8 protein-coding genes and 2 pseudogenes are annotated in these 21,524 nt (G+C 46.4%); 4 read left to right on the forward strand and 6 right to left on the reverse strand.

Annotated elements, in window-relative coordinates:
* Nucleotides 1–2,890, reverse strand: a pseudogene (locus tag AC2YIT_RS30585) (hypothetical protein); the annotation flags it as partial.
* Between the two features lie 66 nt (nucleotides 2,891–2,956).
* On the reverse strand, nucleotides 2,957–3,586 hold the full coding sequence (locus AC2YIT_RS30590; protein WP_487281713.1) for a response regulator transcription factor: 630 nt from the start codon (nucleotides 3,584–3,586) through the stop codon (nucleotides 2,957–2,959).
* A 282-nt stretch (nucleotides 3,587–3,868) separates the two neighbouring features.
* Here AC2YIT_RS30590 and AC2YIT_RS30595 point away from each other — a divergent pair, with 282 nt between their 5' ends.
* A complete protein-coding gene (locus AC2YIT_RS30595; protein ID WP_487281714.1) occupies nucleotides 3,869–7,912 on the forward strand; it encodes a two-component regulator propeller domain-containing protein in 4,044 nt (1,347 codons plus the stop codon).
* A gap of 498 nt (nucleotides 7,913–8,410) precedes the next feature.
* Here the strand turns inward: AC2YIT_RS30595 and AC2YIT_RS30600 are convergent, their stop codons facing one another.
* The 3 genes from AC2YIT_RS30600 to AC2YIT_RS30610 all read right to left on the reverse strand — a co-directional run bounded on the left by AC2YIT_RS30600 (nucleotide 8,411) and on the right by AC2YIT_RS30610 (nucleotide 12,385).
* A complete protein-coding gene (locus AC2YIT_RS30600; protein ID WP_487281715.1) occupies nucleotides 8,411–9,061 on the reverse strand; it encodes a helix-turn-helix transcriptional regulator in 651 nt (216 codons plus the stop codon).
* A 113-nt stretch (nucleotides 9,062–9,174) separates the two neighbouring features.
* Nucleotides 9,175–10,212 carry a T9SS type A sorting domain-containing protein gene (locus AC2YIT_RS30605; protein WP_487281716.1) on the reverse strand — a complete coding sequence of 346 codons (1,038 nt, stop codon included), beginning with the start codon at nucleotides 10,210–10,212 and terminating at the stop codon, nucleotides 9,175–9,177.
* Between the two features lie 82 nt (nucleotides 10,213–10,294).
* Nucleotides 10,295–12,385 carry an immunoglobulin domain-containing protein gene (locus tag AC2YIT_RS30610; protein ID WP_487281717.1) on the reverse strand — a complete coding sequence of 697 codons (2,091 nt, stop codon included), beginning with the start codon at nucleotides 12,383–12,385 and terminating at the stop codon, nucleotides 10,295–10,297.
* An 858-nt stretch (nucleotides 12,386–13,243) separates the two neighbouring features.
* On the opposite strand from AC2YIT_RS30610, the gene AC2YIT_RS30615 reads away from it, so the two are divergent.
* Entirely contained in the window at nucleotides 13,244–14,026 is a 783-nt protein-coding gene (locus AC2YIT_RS30615) for a response regulator transcription factor (RefSeq protein ID WP_487281718.1), read from the forward strand.
* 321 nt (nucleotides 14,027–14,347) lie between these two features.
* Nucleotides 14,348–17,488, forward strand: a complete 3,141-nt coding sequence (locus AC2YIT_RS30620; protein ID WP_487281719.1) for a ligand-binding sensor domain-containing protein — start codon at nucleotides 14,348–14,350, stop codon at nucleotides 17,486–17,488.
* A 498-nt stretch (nucleotides 17,489–17,986) separates the two neighbouring features.
* On the opposite strand, the gene AC2YIT_RS30625 is transcribed toward AC2YIT_RS30620, so the two are convergent.
* Entirely contained in the window at nucleotides 17,987–18,769 is a 783-nt protein-coding gene (locus AC2YIT_RS30625) for an NIPSNAP family protein (RefSeq protein ID WP_487281720.1), read from the reverse strand.
* 1,507 nt (nucleotides 18,770–20,276) lie between these two features.
* On the opposite strand from AC2YIT_RS30625, the pseudogene AC2YIT_RS30630 reads away from it, so the two are divergent.
* Nucleotides 20,277–21,505 (forward strand): annotated as a pseudogene (locus AC2YIT_RS30630) (IS256 family transposase).
* Nucleotides 21,506–21,524 lie beyond the last annotated feature (19 nt).

Genomic DNA, 21,524 nt, shown 5'->3' on the forward strand with positions numbered 1-21,524 from the left:
TGGCAGGTACAGTCACATTGGTGGTTCCCCCTGGATTAGGCTGCGAAGGTTGCAGGTTAACCGCTGTCTCGGGGCCTTCTTCGATTCCGAAGTTGACATTGGGCAGATCGACTGTTGTCACCACGGCTTGCAGTATACCATCCACAGTGCCATCGCTTCCGGCAGCGAGTCCTACATTTTCCCCGGTGTTAACCCATCCTGTTGGCAGGCTCACCGATGTGGCAGGCGCCGATCCGCTAGCTGCTGGTGTGGTGCTAATCGTCACCACATAGGTTGTCGAAGGTGTTACGTTGTTGAAAATGTAGTTACCAGACGCGTCGATCGGTGTGGTGGCCACAAACACGCCCGCCTGAGTGAACAGGTTCGCATGCAGCGGCGTTCCGGACGGCGATTGGATCGGTGTACCATCGACTGTATTTGCTGGCGTTGGGTTCAAGCCGTTGACATCATTGAATACCGTTCCGCTTAGTGAAACAGAACATGTAAGCGTGGTAGAGAGGATGTTACTTGTATATGTGGGTGGGTCATTTATTTGTATACCCGTATAGGCCCCGGGAGAGAGCCCGGTTATTTCGATAATCCCAGATGCATTGCTGACAATACTGACCGAAACGGGCGCGCCGCCGTCTTTAACATAAGTAACCGGGTAAGGCGTGTTGGGTAAAAGCCCTTCTCCGGTAATGGTGATGATACCGTCGGGTGTGGTGCAGTCGGTTGGCTGGGTAATGATGCCCAGAGCCAGTACAATGTCCTGAGAAGGGTAATCGACCCCACTGAAAACGTCCACATCGCCAATTCCCGTTTTTTCTACGAACAAACCAAGAAAAGGGGTGTTGTCATCTATTACATAATGATTGAACGGACTATTGGTCGGGTAATTCCCCTGCGAAAGAGGGCTGACCTGAATACCGTAAACCACGCCGGAGCCTTCAATGTAATCGCCGGTCAGGACCGCCGCGTCGTAGTATGCTTCGGGGTTTTCAGAGTTGCCATAACCAAAGTCGGCACCACCGGTGTTATTGTAGCCGCTGTAAGTGTTACCAACGTGGTACTCCTCGTTGATGCTCCATGCCGTGCCATCGAAGCGGTATTCCCTTGCGATCGCATTATGTGACCCTTTTGTAAAACGGCTTTCGGATGTGGTAAGGCGGAATGCGGAATTGCCGGTCGACATCTCGCCCAGCAATGCAATGTTGCCATCTGAGGTAAATTCAATGTCGGTGATCAGCGAACGTTGGTCAAGCTGCAGAGCAGTAACCGGCAGGCGCACCTCTTGTTTGATTACATCGGCCGCATTGATTGAGCCGTCCGCATTCAATCCGATGGAGACGATTTCGTTGTGCGTGAAACTGTAACTTGTGCCCGCGGTCGTGTATCCGACTGCGTCAGGGCGAGAGAAGTAAAGGCGGTTGTCCCTGGGGTTCCAGGCCATACCCACCGCCAGGCGACGAAGGTCGGTTACGGCCAGCGCAGGATCTGCAACGCCAGGTTGATGATCGAAGGGCGTACCCAGGAATGTTCCCGTAGTCGCATCGATTGCATAAATATTTCCATTGTCAAGCGAGGAGGTATAAACAACCTTTTTGGCATAGTTATAGCCAATGTTGCCTACCCCGGTATAACGGTTGTTGATGGTAACGGTGGGGGCGTAGGTGTAATCCAAGCCGGCCGCGGTTATATTATATTGTGTTAATGTCCCGCCGCTGAATGCAGTGTTCACGCCTCCGCCGGTACCGTCACCCATAATGGTCGCGCCAAGGCTTGGGTAGCCCGCTCCACCCGAGGTGGGGACAATGACTCCGGTTTGCAGTGGATACCCCACCGTAACTGTTCCGGAAAAGCCCGTTCCACCGCCAGCCGACGTGACGCTTACCGTTAGCGGCTCAGGACCATATCCTGTTCCCTGGTTGGTTAGTACGATTCCTGTCACTACGCCCCCCGTCACAGTTACATACCCGGCAGCACCCGTGCCTGTGCCGCCGGTAAACACCAACGGGTCGAAAAGTGCATATCCCGAGCCGCCATTGTTGATTGCGACAGACTTGACCCTTCCCGCAGTAGTGTTCAAAGGCACTGTCATTGCTGACGCACCACGTCCGCCCGATGTGTGGTAACCGGTGCTGGGAATGCCGTTGGTAATAGTCGAAACATTTCCGGTGTTGCCATCAATCCGAAAGACATCGCCGCCCTGAGAGCCTACGGCAGGAATTGTCCGTCCTGCGTACTCGGCTGATCCATTGATGTAACCGACGAAAGTCCCTGTACTTCCTACAAATACCTGTGGGGTGGCCGGTACCGAGTTATCGATTTCGATTCCGAAGACTTCTCCCATTTTAGCATTGGTCCATTCCGGGTGACGGAAAATGGTGTTGGAAACTGCGGCCCAGTTGGTCAAAGCCGCAGGCGCACCGTTGTCACCGGGGTTACGCGCGTCGTAAACGCCGAGAACAAAGCCTTTCGGGTCTGAGCCCTGGCCGGGTACTCCGGCATTCGGATTGGAAAGGCGGCTTACCAGAGCCATTCCGCGTTGAAGCGGGAATGCGCCTTGCGGGGCCATGGTTCTGAGTGGTTCTGCCGCTGCTTGATCGTTTGCCGGTTTCGCGTTTTGTGGTACAGCTTGCTTTAGCGGCGCTGGCAAGACAATGTTCAGCTTTTCGATAACGGGCTTGAGCAGGGTTGGGCCGGTTATCGAAAAAGCAATAGTTGAACTAGCGATCAGGGCCGCGATTGCCGCAAGCCGCGCCGATCGCGGGGTAATACGCCGTAATACCGTCTCGCAATAGTTCGTGGAGTGGGACACGGCATTGCGCACGCGTGCGAAGAGTTTTCGGGGTGGGCCTGAAATCCACTGGCCCCACATGCCTGGCTTTCCTTCATAAAAAGTTTTCATGTTGGTCTGGTTAAGTTGATACTAATTGAGCGTTTGATAATATGTGCTGATCCGCGGCGACAGCGGTCAGATTCCTGCCAAATAATGGTCTGTGTACATTAATTGCCTTAGTTCGATAATGTTAGAAGTTTGAGTTTTGTTGAGAATCCGGTGCTTGTAGGTGCTGATCGTGGAGGGTTTGAGCCGCATCAGACTGGAAATTTCCGAGGTTCTCATTCCCTGGGCCAGGTAATGTGCAATCTCGAATTCACGATGGGAAAGGTCTAGCCGGAAGGCTTGGCGGTAGCTCCCGTTCGGCAATAAATACGATACGCTTTTCTTTTGTGGCAACGACAACAGCTCGGCAATCACCTGCTGGATTTGGTCGATTTCGGCTTCTTTGTTCAACACCGCATCTATGTGCCCTGGAAGCGAATGTAACGCCCGGGTTTGCTGACGTTCGTTATAGATCAGCAGTATACGTGCCCCGGCGGTGGCGGCCCTTCCAAGTTTACCGATAATTTGAAGCTGGGTACTGTTATTCAGTCCGGCGATGATCAGATCGGGTATTTCGACTGCAACCGAGACCATTGCCTCATAGGTTGCGAATTCTCGTATCCAGGCCCGGTGGATGCTTTCGCTCAATAATTGGCGTAATCCGTAACGAAACGAAGGATGGCTGTCGACGATAAAGATTTTGGGTAATGTTAGCTTCATAGCGAAGGACAACTGATATGGTAAGGGTATATTCGAAATTCTACAACTAGATTCGATTAATTGTAGAATTAATGTTACTTCTTCTCGCAAATATTTATCTTTTTTGCCTGCCGGACGGTTGAGATTTGGTTTTAAAAAGGTAGAAAATTGAGTTTATTCTCCTTTGGTTACTTGTGATAACCCCGGTTTTGATAGATTTATGTGTGAATGTGACAGATCGAATATTTTGTCATCGGGATTCGAAAAAATTTTACTTTATAGAAATAGGCCAGTTATTTCAGTATGCTGTTTCGTGTGTTAAGAGCAGTTTGTTACACATTGTTGCTCTGCAATTATGTGCGGGCGCAACCGATTACTTTCCATCATCTGACCCCCTTTGAAGGCCTAGCCCAGAATACAGTTTGTCAGATCGCCCAGGACACTTCAGGCTTTTTATGGTTTGCCACACCCAACGGCCTAAGCAGGTACGATTCTCGCGAAGTCAAAAATTATCGCCATCAGGCCGGCGAAACGAGGAGCCTTTCTTCTAATAATGTCCGCTCGGTTTTTTGCGACTCGCACGGCAGTGTTTGGGTAGGTACACAAACCGGCCTGAATCTGTATGACCCCATATCCGATTCGTTTACCCATTTTGCGAGCCAGGCCGGTGATACAAATTCTTTGAGCAGCAACTCAATCAGATCCTTTGCCGAGGATAACCGGGGACAGCTTTGGATCGGTACCGCCAATGGTGTCAATCAACTTGTAAGACTGAATGGAGGCGGTATTCAATTTCGCCGGTTTCTTATGTCTGCGCCACAGCAGGGACCGGAAGTCAAAAGATCTGATGGAACGGTGGTCTACGACTTGCACAGGGACAAATCCGGAATTCTCTGGGCCGCAACTTCGAACGGTCTTGCAAAGATTCAAGACAATGGAAAAAGAATCGGGCTTATTCGAGACGGTTTCGGTGATGTTCGCATCAGAGCAGTGGGTAGCGATAATTCGGGTAATCTTTGGGTGGGGACGGTCAAGGGGACGCTGACTAGGTTCAATCCAGTTGACGGCTCAAAGCAACTCTGGGAAAGCGCCCCGGGAAATCCATCTGAAAAATTTGACACAATTCTACGGATCTTCCGCGATAGCAACGGGCAGATATGGATAGGAACATTAAGCGGGCTTTTCCGTATTGATCCAAAACAACAGGTATCCGTCGCGTTTCGGCACGATGACACACAACCTGGTTCGGTAAGCGACAACAGTATTTATTGGATTTTCGAGGACCAACAGAAAATTCTTTGGTTCGGAGCCTATTATGGAGGGGCGAACTTTATTTATCCTCAAAGGCATCCGTTTCGGGCGCTTCGGCAGACGGGAAAAAAAATGGTGAATGCTGTTGCCGAAGATGCTGGTGGGAATCTGTGGTTGAGCCTTTACCGGGATAAGGTACAACGCATTGCCCCGAACGGGATGGTCACTCACACCATTACGTGGGACAAGAGCAATGTTGAGGAATGCAGAGTGCTACACCTGGACAAAAAGGGTAATCTCTGGCTAGGAAACAATTATAATAACGTCGTGCGGTATGATCCGGTAACAAGACGTAGTACCTCATTTCAGGTCAAGTTCCCGTTTAATGATGCTCAGGAACCCCACCAGCACCATATTACTGCGCTGCTTGAAGATAAGAGCGGACGGATCTGGGTGGGTACTTCAAAAGACGGTCTGCATTTGCTCGATCCGGTTACTGGACGCATCGAGCGTTTCGTCTCCACCGGACATATCGCACGCCTTGGCCACATTTCGTGCTTGTACGGGGACGAAAGCGGTACTGTATGGATTGGTGTCAGTAATGGGTTGCTGCTGCTCAGACCAGGTGAGAAAGTGCCAGTTTGGGTACCTGCGGCAGGTATAGACGCAATGACAACTTCGGAAGGCACGCCGTCGGCGATTTGGAAGGATTACAGAGGACGGGTCTGGCTGGGGACACAGTCTCGTGGGTTACAGCGATATGATCCGGTCAAAAATATTCTCATACCGCAAGCGCTTCCATTTGGTCTCTCCGAGACTTATATCGGCAATCTTTTCGGGGATCGACAGGGGTACCTGTGGATGAGCCTTGACAATGGACTAGTGCGGTTTCATCCCGACAACCATACCATTCAGGTGTATACAGCTGCCGACGGCTTGCCTGGTAACGAAATTGTAGCTGGCGCATGGTGTATCCGCGCATCTGGGGAAATTGTTTTGGGATTTACCGGTGGGGCCTTCCGGTTTGATCCGCGACAGATCGTAATGAATACGGCGGCGCCTAAAGTCGCGTTTACTGCTTTGAAGATTTTCAATCAGACCGTCTCAGTCAATGACAAGAATAAGGTATTGGCCAGCGATATCAATCACGTCAGGGAAATAAGGCTGAACCATCAGCAAAATATTTTTTCGATAGATTTTTCGGTGCTCAATTTTCACCAGCCGGAAAAGAACCTTTATGCTTACAAGCTCGAAGGTTTTGAAGATAAATGGAACTATGTTCGCAGTCCGTCGGCAACCTACACAAGTCTGCCACCGGGGCGTTATGTGTTCCTTGCTCGGGGAGCTAACAACGATGGTGTCTGGTGTGAATCACCTCGGCGACTCGTCATCATAATCCAGGGGCCGTGGTGGGAAAGCTGGCCTGCATATCTGGCATATGCCCTCATTTTAGCTGCCCTGGTTTTTTTCTTTATTCGTTTTTTCTGGTTGAGAGGAATCTTGCGGAAGGAAAACGAGCTCTATCAATCCAAGCTCGACTTTTTTACTAACATTTCCCATGAGATATGCACGCATTTGACGCTGATCGGGATTCCGGTCCGGAAGCTGCTTGAATCGCCCAACACGGATGCGGATTCTCTGAAATTACTCAGGACAACAAACAGGAACACCGAGCAGCTGATGGCGCTTGTGGAGGAACTACTTGATTTCCGGAAGTTTGAACAGCAAAAGGTCAGCTTGCATGTTCAGCATGGTGAGTTGGTAGCTTTTGTCCAAAACTGTGTTGCAGCATTTGAATACATCTCGGAAGCGAAACAAGTCCAAACAGAATTTTCGGCGAGTGACCGGAAAATTTGGGTATGGTATGATCCCGTCCAATTGCAAAAAGTGGTCTATAACCTGCTGCATAATGCCTACAAGTTCACGCCTGTGGCGGGTAGGGTAACTGTTGCAGTGGACGATAGAGATTCAGATGTAGTGATTACGATATCCGATGACGGGCAGGGTATTGCCAGGGAGCATCTCGACAAGCTTTTTACCAATTTTTTTCAAGTCTATGAGCATGAGGCTGTTAACACCGGATATGGCATAGGGCTTGCGATCGCCAAAAATATTATTGATTTGCATGGTGGTATGCTGGCCGTGAAGAGCTCGCAGACCGGACCTGACAGGGGAAGCGAGTTTTCGATCAGACTTTTCAAGGGTATCACCCATTTTAACGGCAAGGTTACCCTTTTCGACGATATGGATCACACGGCGGAAACTATCGAGTTGGTCAATTCTAGGAGTGAACCCGCCCATGGCGTACCACCGTCCGGGCCTACTGAAAAGCATTCTGTTTTGCTGGTCGAAGACAACGAGGAATTGCGTGGTTTTTGCCGGGAGGTTTTGAAGTCCCATTTTTACGTTTACGAGGCGGTTAATGGCCAGGATGGCTGGGATAAAGTGCTTGAGCATCTTCCCGACATCGTCATCAGTGATGTGATGATGCCCGGCACTGACGGTATCAAGCTCTGCGCGCAAATAAAGTCTGACCTTAGGAGCAGTCATATCCCGGTTATTTTCCTCACGGCCAGATCAACGCTGAACCAGCAAATGGAGGGGCTTCTGGCAGGTGCTGATGACTATATCGTCAAGCCCTTTCACATCGAAATTCTTGAACTGAAAATTCGAAATGTTCTTTCTACGAGGCAAGCCATTCAGCAGACTTATACGCGGCAGTTGCTTTCAAGGGAGCAATATCCGCAGGAAGATCGCAATAGCGAGTTTCTAAGCCTGATCACGCACACTGTTCAGCAGCAAATGGGCCATCCGGGATTCACCACTCAGCAGCTGGCCTCTCATATGGGGATGAGCAAAAGCGTATTATACAAGAAAGTAAAGGTTTTGACCGGTTTAACCGTGAATGAATTTGTCAAAGTGGTGCGTATGAATGAAGCTTCCGAGTTACTCAAACGTCCCGGGGCCACAGTCGGGGAGGTTGCACAACTAGTGGGATTTGAAGATGCAAAGTATTTTTCAAGGGAATTCAAAAGACAATTTGGTGTACTGCCAAAAGAATGGTCGATGCGTTTTGTCAATCACAACCAAATTTGACTTATAGAAATTAGTGTCCAAAATTCGAATTCGTTTAGTTAGCTCGTCCAAAATGCTCTTTCAGAGATACACACATTTGTTAGGCATTTGCAAGCATAGGTCAAACGGCCTTTTGTACATCCGTGAAATGATAGAATTTGACTATATTATGCAATGGATTGACGATATTTTAGCTATTAATATATTTAGTATTGTAACCGCTGTCGTGGGTGCGATAGGCAAACCTAGCCTTTGGCAGAGGTAATTTTAAATCAGATATCGTCTCCCGATTTCGGGAGATGATTCTACTATGCTATTGTATGGGAAAGGCCTGGCAGCCAACTTGGCTTGCGTAAAACAAGGTTTAGGGTGTCGGCGCCAAACTAACCAGGTGTGGATGTTTATTTGTCGTTTTTGGTCGCGCCGAATTGGTGCAGCCATTCAGTTAATATAGAGAAGCAGCAAAGATAAAAAACCAGGCACCTGACAAGATCGGGGCCTGGCCTGACTACTTCAACGTTATTTATGGTTAACTGTATGGTGATAGGTTCGATCCATTTTTACTTTAAGGTCCGCAACGTTGTTGACACCTAATTTTAAGAATATTTTTCTTTTCAGGGTACTGATTGTGGGACTTCTCAAATCTAGTAGCCGTGCAATTTCGGAGGTCTTTACACCGTCTGCAATCATGCGAGCTATGCTGTTTTCCCTCTCGGTAAGTTTTGTTTTTAACGACGAGCTACCTTGTTTGAAGGCCAAAGTATGGGCTACAATTTCGTCGACCAGGTCAGAACAGAAGAATTTTTTGCCGCTCAATATAGTCGGGAGCATGTCCAGGAAAACCTCGATTGGGTCCGATTTCGAAAAGTAACCCTTTACATTTAGTGCCAGATAATCGCTACAATAGTTATAAGTGGTGACAGGCAAGAACAATATTATGAAGGCGCGCGGACTAATCTTTGTCAGAGATCGGACAAATTCCGTTTTATCCGGCTCAAATTCATTTAACCCAAGGATGATCATGTCTGCTACTCCCACTTCCATTTGCTGAAATACCTCTACTTCGCTGCGACACGTAATTATCTCGATATGTTCCACAAAGCTTTCAACAGTTGACTTAAACCCCAATATTGATACGGGGTGCCTGTCATAGATGATAATTCTTTGCATGATATGTTGAGATTTAATGCGAACAAGACCTACTCTTGATGTCAAGGAAGGGACAACGTAATGTTGAAATAGCCATTACGCCGCCCTTTTCCTTCGATAAAAAGCTGGCTATGCTATCGGGAAACCAGTATCTTTTGTACATCGACGGTTCCGGTTGCGTATACCATATGTATCAAGTACATGCCGGCAGGGAAATTGCTGACATTAATTTTATCCGCTATCCGAACGTCTGAATTATAGACAGAAGTGCCTGACGAGTTGTAGATCACTACTTTTTCAAGTTTGGCTGATACCTGTTGACTTATGTAAAGGATATCAGTCGCGGGGTTGGGGTAAACCCGTATGGAGCGCCCTTCGAAACTTACATTACGTATACTGCTATACGCAAATGTGAAATCCCGGTCCACCATTTTCAGGCGATAGTAATTTTCACCCGGCGAAGGTAAAGTGTGTGTATAGCTGTAATTGTTTATTTGTTTGGAATCTTTGTGGGATTCTATCCTGCCTATCTCGGTCCATATCTTACCATCTACGCTATGCTGCATTATGAAATAGTCGCTGTTGACTTCTTCGACGGTTGACCATTTCAAGTCAGCTGTAGTTCCCTCTTTTGTAACCTCGAAGCTTGACAGCGTGACTGGTAGAGGGACGTCGGCTACCGTTACAACTCCGTTGGGAGAATTATTGCTCGGATCAGGGTCGATGTAGGTGGGAAGGATCCGTTGAATTTGAGCAGACCAGACGCCTTCGTCGACAGCTGCCTTGATACTCAAGGGAATTGCAAATGATACAAAACTGGCCGGAGGACTAGAGCTTACCGGGCCTACCTGCAGTAATGTCGCTGTCTGAGGGCCGGTTTTTGTATACAACCATCCTGTTGGTGCGGTGTAAGAGTCAGCCATTTCGATACCTGGCGGTACTACTGCTACAATTTGCAATGAACCCGCCGGGAGGGGAAGTTGACCAAGGGGGCCTGTTCCGGCAACATTATTGAAAAGTAAATTGAAAGTACCCGAGAAAGGATAACCCGGATAATCACCATCAGGTCCGCCACTTAGACCGAGATTTCTGGATGTTTGAGCAAAACTGCTATTTATCGTCAAGATTAAAGCCATCCATACGATAGACCGGATGAATTTTTGTGTTTTCATAGTGAATCAATATGTTTATTTGAACCAGATTTGTTCTCTTGTAAGTGCTCAATCTGTGTTGAGCACTTAGCCTGAAACCGCGTTAAGGATTGACATTCAGCGTGACATTCGCAGTATTGTTGGTATTGTCTATTTCACTGCCAGAACCATCTCCAATTACTGCTTGCAAATTGTAGACACCCTTGGTTACTCCCGAGCCTTTGGTGATCGTACCGGTGATAGATATGGCCCCTGTGAAATTCGCAGGTACTGTCTGTATACTCGTCAATGTATAGTAAGCCCCGCTGTCAACAGAACTCCATGGCCCTGCCGAGAAGACAATACTGAAATTGGGTGTCGGCTTGAGAACATAAACGGTAACCAGTCCAGACGACGAGATCGCAGACACATTATAAATGCTAAGCGTAAAGGTCCTCACCGTATTAGTAGCAGAAAAGTCCGGTTGAGGCATCAAAATAATTGGTGTAAGATCCGCAGCAGGTATCACTTTAGGCAACCCGCCAAATGTGCCTGGTTTTGTATCGATGACATCTGCGATCCCGTCTTTGTCGGCATCAGCCGGGTTATCAACTTTTCCGTCTCCGTTTGCGTCCTGTACTGCATTAGGTGTTTTGCTGATATCGTTACTTGTTCCATCTGATTTTGTGTTGATATAATCGGGGGCATCGGAAGTATTTGGTCCGGAGTTTGTTGGTACAATATCCCCGCTATCCCCCCATGTTAGGGGCGTACCGTCGGCCGCAGTCATGATTCCATCTTTGTCCGGATCGCTACCTGTACCAATGTCTATTGCACCGTCATTGTTGGCATCAGCGGTAAGGGCGACCGTGTTGCCACTTTCCTGTAAGTCGCTGATTGCGTCATTGTCACTGTCAAGATCTTTGTAATCGGCTTGACCGTCTGCATCGGTATCCCTGGGCGATGTGTTGCCATTAGCTCCTGCCGAAGAGGGTATGCCGTTGGCTTGAATAGTGCCGTCTGCCTGTCCGTCATTGTTGGTATCGGTGCTGCTACCACCTCCTTCGCGAACATCGTTAATACCGTCGTTATCACTGTCCAGGTCTCTGAAATCAGCGATACCGTCCCCATCAGTATCAACCGGCGTGGCGCTCGGACCTTTTTCTATGTTATCAACGATGCCGTCATTGTCGCTATCCAGGTCAAGGAAATCCGGGATGCCGTCTCCGTCCGTATCCGAGGAGCCTGTTGGTGTGTAACCTTCGTTTCCGTTCGTGATGCCGTCGCCGTCAGCATCCGCATTCAAGTCACAGGAGGTGATCGTTCTTTGAACCTGAGTCCTGGTTGCAGAAGTCCTTTGCGTAGGAAGCGGGCAATTGTTAGCTACGGTAGCTTCAACATAATAGCTTGTAGTGCCCGTTTGGGTCGACTTGGCGGGAGAAAATGATGTCCCGGTAAATATTGCCGATCCACCACTGGAAACATCGTACCACTTGTAGGTCAATTCTGGCGAGGGATTGACAATATTGAAAGTAGTTGAGGCGGAAGTAGAGCCACAAGAGGGAATGTTTGTGTTAACGCCCGAGACCTGAGGAGAAGCGGGCTGTGCAGGGACCCGCTTTACCGCGTAAATGTGCGCCAGATCTCCGGTAATACTTATTGCAGCAGGAGATTGGTAGAATATATCTACTTTGTTAAATTGCTTGCCAGGCGAAGGAAGATAAACACCATTTTCTACGTCGGTACCACCGACATTAATACCCCAACTGGCAAATGAAGCACCAATACTTACCTCTGAGGTAGTCCCGTCGGTAAAATAGTACACGATATTAAAACCTGAAAAGATGTTTGCACTGAATATACTGGACGATAACCCTGCTTTAATCCAGATTTGATCAGTTGCCTTTCCGTTGCTGTTCATGTTTACCGTCAAAGTATGCTTGGAGAAAAAACCACCTCCAAAGCCTTGGTAAAAATTTGCGTAGGTACCGCTGTAGTCTGTATCTATAGCGTTATTAGGGTTTTGAACCTGGCTTCCGAAAAAGATCCCAACCCCAGGTGTAAAAGTGCCGCTGGCCGATGCAGGATAGTCACAAGATTGTGCTGTTAGGTTCCTGGTACTGAAAATAACAAGCAATAAAATTGCGAAAGAGAAGGACTTTATGAGCCCTGTCGAAGCGCCCAATAATGGACCTAGTTTGTAATGGTTCTTCATAGTTTAACTGCGGATAGATAAAGTGGACAAGAGGTAAATGAGATGTAAGAACTACACAATAGCGCACAGGCTATCTGGCTTGCTTGATAATGGCTGCAAGTGTCAGGGTCTTAAAAATTGAATGTAAATATTCACCCTAGGTCAAAGGAGCCAGGAGGCGACACCACAAGAAAAGTACATCATGTTTTTCAGGCGAATGTCAAATGAATATGTTTGCTATAACTATTGTAACGATAGGTAGTATACGTTTATGCCATTCGTGCTTTCATTTTCGTTTTGTCGTTATGAAATATGTAAATCGTGACACTTCGAAACGCCTGTTACTCAATTCAAACCTATCCCTCCAATTGACACTTCAAAGTAAGTACGTCTTTGCTGAAAGACTTAGTCTGTGAATTTCAATACTTCGCGGAATTTTATCAATTTAGCGGTAGGACTTCCGATGTTTGATTGTGAAGACGATAACCACGTATACGGTAACAGTGTGGTTCCAGTTTGGCCGGTAGTTAAATTGTTCAGGAGTGGCTTTCCCTCGGACATTTCATCCAAGTGCGCTAGTTGCGGTTTTGATACAAGTCGTAGAACTAGTTTTGATTGACATTAGGCACTCGTGAGTATCGATCTTCCACGCTCGCGCCTAAATGGTGATAGGTACTGATAAACGGATAGCTTGACACTTTGTAATAGGAATTTATGCATTGTGATTTCTCGAATGCTTTTTGATTACATCGCCAAATCGATATAGAAGGTTATGTACGTTGGCAATAAGTGGCTCTCCTTCGATCTGGGATTTACGAAAAAATTCTATATTCAACTCGACAGATCGAAAGAAACTGCTATCATCAAATTCTAAACAAAATGGGTGCCTTCGAAATTCTGATTGTAGACGATGAAGAAGATTTACTAGATTTCCTCGGGTCGATGTTGTCGTCCCCGTATCATGTTCTCGCTGCCAAAAATGGACAGGAAGCAGTCGCCATGCTTTATCAAAGAACAATCGATCTGGTGATTAGTGATGTTGTGATGCCTGTTATGGATGGTTTTGAGCTCTGTAGGCAGATAAAAAGTTCCAGGGAAATTAGTCATATTCCGGTCATTCTGCTGACGGCGAAAAACGCATTGCAGTCGAAGATCGAAGGACTGGAACTAGGGGCAGACGCCTATATCGAAAAGCCTTTTTCGCCGGCACACCTAAGGGCCCAGATAGCGAACTTACTTGACAACCGCGAAAAACTTAGGAGTTATTTCACGATGACGCCGCTAGCGCCTGTGAGAGTGATTGGTCACTCTGGCGAAGACAGGAATTTCCTGGCGCAAGTGTCAGGTCATATCCTTCAGGAAATAGACAATACCGAATTTGGCATCGATCAGCTCGCCGAGGCAGTGAATATGACCCGAATTACCCTTTACAGAAAAGTGAAGGCGATTTCCAATATGACGCCCAACGAGTTTATTCACACAATTAAGTTGAAGAAGTCTGCCGAACTGTTGTCCGAAAAAAATTACAAAATTTTTGAAGTTGCTATGTTGGTAGGATACAAATCACAGACCCACTTTGGCAAAGCTTTTCTCAAACAGTTTGGTATGACACCAAGTCAATTTATCAATGATCATCCAGGTAATACAAGTCGTGAGCCTTAGGGACAAACACTCAGGCCGGCTGGAGTGGCTAAGTTATTAGTTTAAGCTTGAAGACCGAGATCCCCCCGGGACTTTCCCGGAAGGAAGTTGTGCAGTGGTTTTGAAATAGCAACAGCTGTCCATACCGGCGGAAGATACACCATACCAAAGATGTTCATTCCGATTTGTGAGGAATAGCCCGGCGCGGTCGGATGGAAGGTGGGCTCTTTAATGATTTGATGGAGAATATTTTATCAGGTTGCCAGACGCGCTATGCTATCGGTACGACGATATGTCAATTACGTATGGCAATTGGAGCGAGATTTGTATTCCAGCTTTACAATGAAAATAATTTTAAGAAGCTTTGTTTTGACTCTTGCGTTCCTGTTTTCCGACAGCTCCTGTTTTTCTCAGGTCGGAAGGCTTTACTTCAAAAACTACAAAGATTCCGACGGGTTGTCGTGTAACACCGCATCTGCCATCCTTCAAGATAGGAAAGGGTTTATTTGGATAGGTACTCATTGTGGTCTGAATAGATTCGACGGAGTCGATTTCAAAGTCTTTAGAAATAACCCATACGACTCGCGAAGTATCGGAAATGACTTCGTTTTGTCCCTGTATGAAGACCGGGCGGGTAGAATCTGGGTCGGTACAATTAATGGTATTTGTATTTATGATCCTGTATTAGAGCGGTTTATGAGCCTGGGTTCTATTCCTAAAAGCGAAGCATGGTTTATCAAGGAGGATAAACGCGGAGATATCTGGATAGTGGCAAGCTTTCAACTATATAAATATAATCCGAGGACGAATCAGGTCAGGCGTTACAATAATAAAGATGAAAAAATCCGTACACTAAATGTTTCAGATAGCGGAGCGGTATGGGCAGCAAACAACAAAGGTTCCGTTAGCTTATATAATGATAAGACTGATCGCTTTGTTTCTTTTCATATCCCAACTTTGTTTCCAAGTAAAGAAAATTTGGAGATATCTGATATTAGTGCAGCGGGGGATTCCTCGCTGATAATCGGCACAACAAAGACGGTATTATTATTGACAATTCAATCTGGATCGGTTACCGACATTTTGAAAAAGAATGGGCTCAATTCAAATGTATATGTCAGCAGGATATTTAGGAGAAAGCCTGACGAGTACTGGATTGGATCTGAAACCGGGATATTTGTTGTCAATTCGAAATCAAGGGCTATTGTACACGTTAAACGGCAGCCAGGAGATCCATATTCGATTTCTGATGACGTTATTACTTCATTTTCCGGCGATAGGGAAGGTGGTGTCTGGGTCGGAACACGCTATGGCGGCGTGAATTATCATTCGCCACAATACAATAATTTCAAAAAGTATCTTGCCGGCTCACACAAAGATGGCCTAAGTGGCAGCGTGATCCGCGAAATATGTAAGGATAAATCTGGTAATCTGTGGATAGCGACCGAGGATGGAGGATTGAATCGGCTCACGCTTGGTACCGGAGAGACCATTCGCTACCGACAAGGTAAAGGAAGTATCCATAGCAATAAATTGTTAGGCCTTCTCGCTGCTGATAATGAACTATGGATCGGGACTTATGACCACGGGCTGGATATCATGAATATCAGGACAAAGAAAATCGTACGGCATTATATTGCCAGCGATAAGCCGGGAGCGCTTAGAAGTAATGTTATCCTTGTACTTTATAAAACCAGGAACAACGAGGTATTGGTTGGTACGGCGCTTGGTCTTTTCAAGTACAATCCCAGTGAAGATAATTTTGTTAAGATGCCTTTTCCAGAGGTAAATATACAAAGTGTCTATGAGGATGGCCAGGGGACATTATGGGTGGGTACTTACGGGTATGGAATTCACTATCTTAATCGAAAAACGGGGCAAAATGGGCGCATCACAAGTTCAAAGAAATATGGATTACCAAGTAATTACATCAATACAATATATCAGGATGCAAAACATCAATTTTGGTTCGCGACAGAAAACGGGCTCAGCAGATACATGCCTGGAAAAGACCAAATTGTTAATTATACAGTCGCTGACGGCCTGCCTGATCGCCAGGTATACCGAATATTGGAGGATGCCTCTGGTTACCTTTGGGTTTCTACCGCTCATGGCCTGGCGATGTTAAATCCCGATTCCGGAAGGTTCACAAATTTTTACGTTTCGGACGGACTACTGGCAGGGCAATTCAACTACAACTCTTCTTATAAAGATGATGACGGAACGTTGTTCTTTGGAACAATCGCCGGCATGATCAGTTTCAAACCATCAATACTGCGCAAAAATAACATTGCTCCGCCAGTCTATTTTACGGGTGTGCGAATTTACAACAGGGATGTTAATGCCGGAACAAAGGGTTCGCCCCTGGTAAAATCTATTACGTATACGGATAATATTATACTTCCGCATGATAGCGCCAATATAACTGTGGATGTGGCGACCCTAAGCTATCCTTTCCCCCAACTAAATAGTCTTAGCTACCAAATGCACGGCTTGGATGAGCAATGGATAGCCTTGGGAAAAGAGCGAAGTATTAATTTCCCAAAGCTTTCCCCTGGTAAATACGCACTCAGGGTGAAGGGAGCTAATAGCGATGGGGTTTGGAATGAGAAAGGAGCAAAGCTTCACATAGAAATTCTACCACCGCTTTGGGCTAGCCAATGGGCATATGCATTGTATTGCTTGGGTGGGGCTTGCATGATCGTGTTTCTGGCAAAAAGATATCATGACAGGCAGCGACAAGAGAATCTGCGAGAAATGGAAAGAATAAAGGTTCAGAAAGAGAAGGAATTATACAACTCTAAGGTTGATTTTCTTAGTAGTGTTGCGCATGAGATAAAGACACCTCTAAGCTTGATAAAGGGTCCATTGGAACTACTGATGGAGAATCCCAACGACATCGAGCTAAACAAGAAGAACCTACTTTTAATGGAGCGAAACACGAGAAGACTGATTGAACTGAGCAATCAGATACTAGATTTTCGTGAGACAGAATCAAAGGAATTTAAGTTACATTTCTCACAGGTCAATGTTTCGACAATTGTTACTGAGGTGTTTGAGAATTTTCAAGACCAAGCGACTCGTAAAAAAGTTGCGTTTGACCTGCGGTTGCCCGAGAATCAGGTGTATTTGTATGCTGACGAAGTAGCTCTCTACAAAATAATAACCAATCTTTTTAGTAATGCAGTCAAGTATTGTGACGCCACTGTTCAGGCATATTTGTATGAAAAAGACTTGGAAACGAATGATATCCGGTTTGAAATTTCCAATGATGGGGTGCGCATTCCCTTGGAAATGAGTGAAAAGATATTTGAGCCTTTTGTGAGATTACATGACGCAAGGCGTAGCGCAAAGGGAACGGGAATAGGACTTGCCATTAGTAAATCTCTTACAATTCTGCACGGAGGGAGGCTGTTTCTTAAAGAAGGAGACTCAAATACTTTTGTATTAGTTTTACCGGATACGAATCAGGCTAAAATGTAAAGTCATTACTTTAAAAATAAAACCAATTGCTTTTCGTGCTGTACCCAGTGGCTGTGCCGGTCTATACTGATTTTAGTTGCGGAACGGCATTGAAATCTTTCGCTACTATTGCGCCATGCCAAGGCCGCTCAACTTGCCGTGTGTTGTCCGGACATGCATCGAGCTTTGTTGGGAATTCCAGCAAGTTCGCAAAGTTACCTTCGTCAGCGGCAATCTTTGGAACGGGTTAAGCTGTTGGCAGCGATTTAGGGTGCTACGCACCTATCATCCAAGGTGCAAGCTCGTGCAAGCTTAATATATACGGGTGTTTTAAGGCACTATCGGGCAGATCACGGTAGTTTTTTGCATAACAACACATTCACAGTAGAGAAGTGCGCCATTTGTGTGTAATCTTTTGATTAGGTAAATAGATAAGGAAGGGGGGCAGTGCAGGACGACACACCTGAAATATTCGATTGACTGGTACTTTCTGGACTTACCCAAGCATAGGTTAGCCGGTTATACCTGTGAATACGAGGTTGGCGCGAGAAATACGTTGCTAATTTTAGAAATCGTATTCGCATATTGCGGATCGGAGACCAGTTTTTTCCACTCAGGGTCCGCGACAAAGGCTGCCCACCCCTTATCACGTTCTTCCATGCTGTTACAGGAGATCAAGTAGGTAAGGCGGGGCTGTCTGTCGCCTGCAATTACCTCGGCGCAAAATACTGGCTTCAGATTTGCGCGATCGAAAATCGGAAACTCCCCGTCATGAAACATCTTGATTTTTCTTCTAACAGCGTCTTCGCTATAACCTTCATAGGTTCTTAACTCAAATATCCGCGCTTCGCCTGTCGGAACCACCAGCTTTGGAAAACCGTCGAATGCCATCATCAGCGTAGACGCAAAGCGGTTGTACACGGCTTTATCGACAGTAATAGCGTTATATACGGCACTATTCCGGTTATAGGCTTCATCAGCCTTTACTTTTGCGTTCACAGACAGGTAACTTTCAAATGAGGAGTAAGGTGTTAACAGAAAAACGCGCACCGGGTCCGATGGACGCCACTCCCTGAAGACCCCCACGGATTTAACTCCGTACTTATTCAGCGCCGGAATGAGCGCATTTTTTAGATAATCTTCCAGCAGTTTTTGACTGCCTCCGAAACGCATTTCATATTCGCGCCATTCATATAACTCTCTTTGAGCCGGATCGCTACCTCCAGCCAGAGGGTAATCGAAGGCCGCGGCTGTACCTGCGGTAGCTGCTAGTGAAGATTGGATAAATTTTCTGCGTTGCATGCTGATTGCGATTTATCTTGAAGAGGTTCTAAAAGTTGCGACTTGGTTTGTATGCATAGAAGGGAGAATCCACACCAGGAGTCCGATTTTCAACAGAAAGGTTGGTATGCGCAATTGATTGTTCCGTTATTTGTATCCGTACCATTGAAGCTGCGCCGACAGGTTTTCAACGAAAGAGCGCCTCCATATTAAAATGGAAATTGCTCCTATGAGTTGATTCAAGTGAAATACGTCCATTGCAAGCTAATACTCCATACACAAAGATATTGTCAAAGAGATCGAGCATGTTGGTCCGTCCTTATCAATTTATAGTCAAATTTTATCATTCCGTTGGATTTGCCTCGCTTTCTGATAGGAGGGGAATCAAATAGGCGCCAGTGCGGGGAAGTCTAATAACAACGGTATTGTCGGGATCAACTGCATCCAGCATTAACTGACAGCTCAACACCCTGAAAGCGGGTTATCAAGAAGCCGCGCGAGCTTGCCGTTATCTGTTAATCGAAACGAAAAGAAGATTCACGAAGTATGTTTTGACGCCTAGTCGTCTATGTGGAGAAATTTAGCAAAGAGGTGACATTGATTTGTGTCACATTTGGTGACCCGCTGGCATCCGAGTTGACACCCCATATATAGAGAATCAGTTGATTTCAATGTCCTAATTTGTGCGCGGGAGTATTGGAAAACATGGTCAATCCTCTAACTTGATGTCCCTGACAAGAGTTAACAACCTCGTTAAATGTTCGATTTGCATCCTCGCATCTCCTTAGGTTGATTTTGGTCTAATCGGTTGCGGTCTTTTTAAATTCGTTGTATTTTCACGTTAAGTTTACGCCTCGGGAATTCGAGTGAGCAAATCGAGAGCAGTTGAAAGGTATCGCAGGTAAAGTGTTGATTTATTGTGTGTTATAAAATAAGTGTTGCACCCTTCGGGTGCACCCTAAGGGACAAGTCGTTTTTAAACGCACTTGTCCCTTTTTTTTGCGTTCGTAACTTGCTCGTTATCTGATAAATAAGATCGATCCCTTCGTTCAGCCGAGCGGTTCGATGTTCCATTCCGTCAAACGTTAAATTTTCGGGGAAGATCGAACCAATTATCTGCCTTTTTTTCTTCTATAGTGCCTGATTTATAGAGCTTTGAGAGGTGTTCGAGTCCCGTGAGGATATGCTTTAAATAATCGAACACCACACGACGAAGAACAATGATAATAGTAGTAGTAAGTGCTTCTTCCTTTCGATGCGCTTCCTGATAGCATCCTATCGCATTTGGTACAACGTAAGAACCCCCGGAGTGGAAGATTATCATCGGAGACGATTTTGGGCTTTTGAAAAGGATTTCGTTTTCGTCCGGAAATGATGTCCTGCACTAAATTGAACGTTGAGAGCGACACGATTGGCTCGTGCAATCCCTTCACACGCTGTGCCTTTTCCCGACACTATCTCAAAAACTGTGTAAGTGAAAAATCGGGGTTACTGATCCCGATTTTTTATTTTTAACAAAACACAGCTTATGAGACCAGAGGATCTTTTAACGGATGATTTTTTAAAGCAGTTCAAGAGCCGCGACGCTCTCAATGACTTCCTGGGCCAATTGCAGAAGCGGGGCATTGAGAAGATGCTGGAAGGTGAGTTGGACGGGCATTTAGGCTACGACAAGCACGAACAATCGGCCAACAGTAATTCGCGTAACGGCTACGGCAAAAAGAAAATCAGGACCAGCTATGGCGAGTCCGAGATCAGTGTGCCGCGAGATCGGGACGCAAGCTTTAATCCAATGATCGTCCCCAAGCGGGAAAGTATGGTTGATGGCATCGAAGAGGTAATCGTCTCGCTGTACGCTAAGGGAATGAGCATCTCTGACATTGAAGAGCAGATCAAGGATGTTTACAATTTTGATGTTTCGGCTTCTACAATTAGCCGCATTACCTCCCGGATAGCTGAGGATATTGTCAGCTGGCAAAACCGACCTTTGGAGCCAGTCTACCTCATTGTTTGGCCGCGGCGGCGGACCGCTGGATGGGATTGTCTTCAAAGTGCGCGAAAACAGCAAGGTCATCAACAAGACAATCTACATCGCCGTCGGACTTAAACGGGATGGCTACAAGGAGATTTTGGGCATGTGGCTGGGTAAAAGCGAGTCTGCGGCCTACTGGATGAGCGTATTAACCGATATGAAGGCCCGCGGATTGCAGGATATTCTGATCACGGCCACCGACAATCTAAACGGCTTTACCCAAACGATCCGGTCTGTGTTTCCAGAATCTGCTACCCAAATCTGCGTCGTCCATCAGATTCGCAACAGCTGTCGCTACGTGGTCTGGAAAGACAAAAAAGAGTTCAGCCGCGACATGAAGGATATCTATGCCGCTCCCACCAGGCAAGCAGCTCTGGTTGCCTTGGAAAGTCTGGAATCGAAATGGAATAGCAAATACTCTTACGCCATTAAAAGTTGGCGGCAGAATTGGGATGAACTGACCGTATTTTTTGATTTTCCATTGGAAATCCGGCAGATTATTTACACCACTAACTTGATCGAGAACCTGAATGGGAAAATTAGGAAATACACCAAAAACAAGCTCTCGTTCCCTAATGATGATGTGGTATTGAAGTCTGTCTATCTGGCGCTCAGAGAGGCTTCTAAAAAATGGACCATGCCCATTCGGAATTGGGGCATGATCCTGAATCAGTCGCTTCGGCGATCCGATTTTGACTATTTTTGAAGATAGGGTCAGGCTTTAAGTTTTACCCAGCCCCGATT

Source organism: Dyadobacter sp. SRI_021 (genome assembly GCF_057586235.1).

Coding starts and splice junctions, on each gene's coding strand:
- AC2YIT_RS30620 (WP_487281719.1), top strand. CDS start 14,348: ATGAAAATAATTTTAAGAAGCTTTGTTTTGACTCTTGCGTTCCTGTTT.
- AC2YIT_RS30595 (WP_487281714.1), top strand. CDS start 3,869: ATGCTGTTTCGTGTGTTAAGAGCAGTTTGTTACACATTGTTGCTCTGC.
- AC2YIT_RS30615 (WP_487281718.1), top strand. CDS start 13,244: ATGGGTGCCTTCGAAATTCTGATTGTAGACGATGAAGAAGATTTACTA.
- AC2YIT_RS30600 (WP_487281715.1), bottom strand. CDS start 9,061: ATGCAAAGAATTATCATCTATGACAGGCACCCCGTATCAATATTGGGG.
- AC2YIT_RS30605 (WP_487281716.1), bottom strand. CDS start 10,212: ATGAAAACACAAAAATTCATCCGGTCTATCGTATGGATGGCTTTAATC.
- AC2YIT_RS30590 (WP_487281713.1), bottom strand. CDS start 3,586: ATGAAGCTAACATTACCCAAAATCTTTATCGTCGACAGCCATCCTTCG.
- AC2YIT_RS30625 (WP_487281720.1), bottom strand. CDS start 18,769: ATGCAACGCAGAAAATTTATCCAATCTTCACTAGCAGCTACCGCAGGT.
- AC2YIT_RS30610 (WP_487281717.1), bottom strand. CDS start 12,385: ATGAAGAACCATTACAAACTAGGTCCATTATTGGGCGCTTCGACAGGG.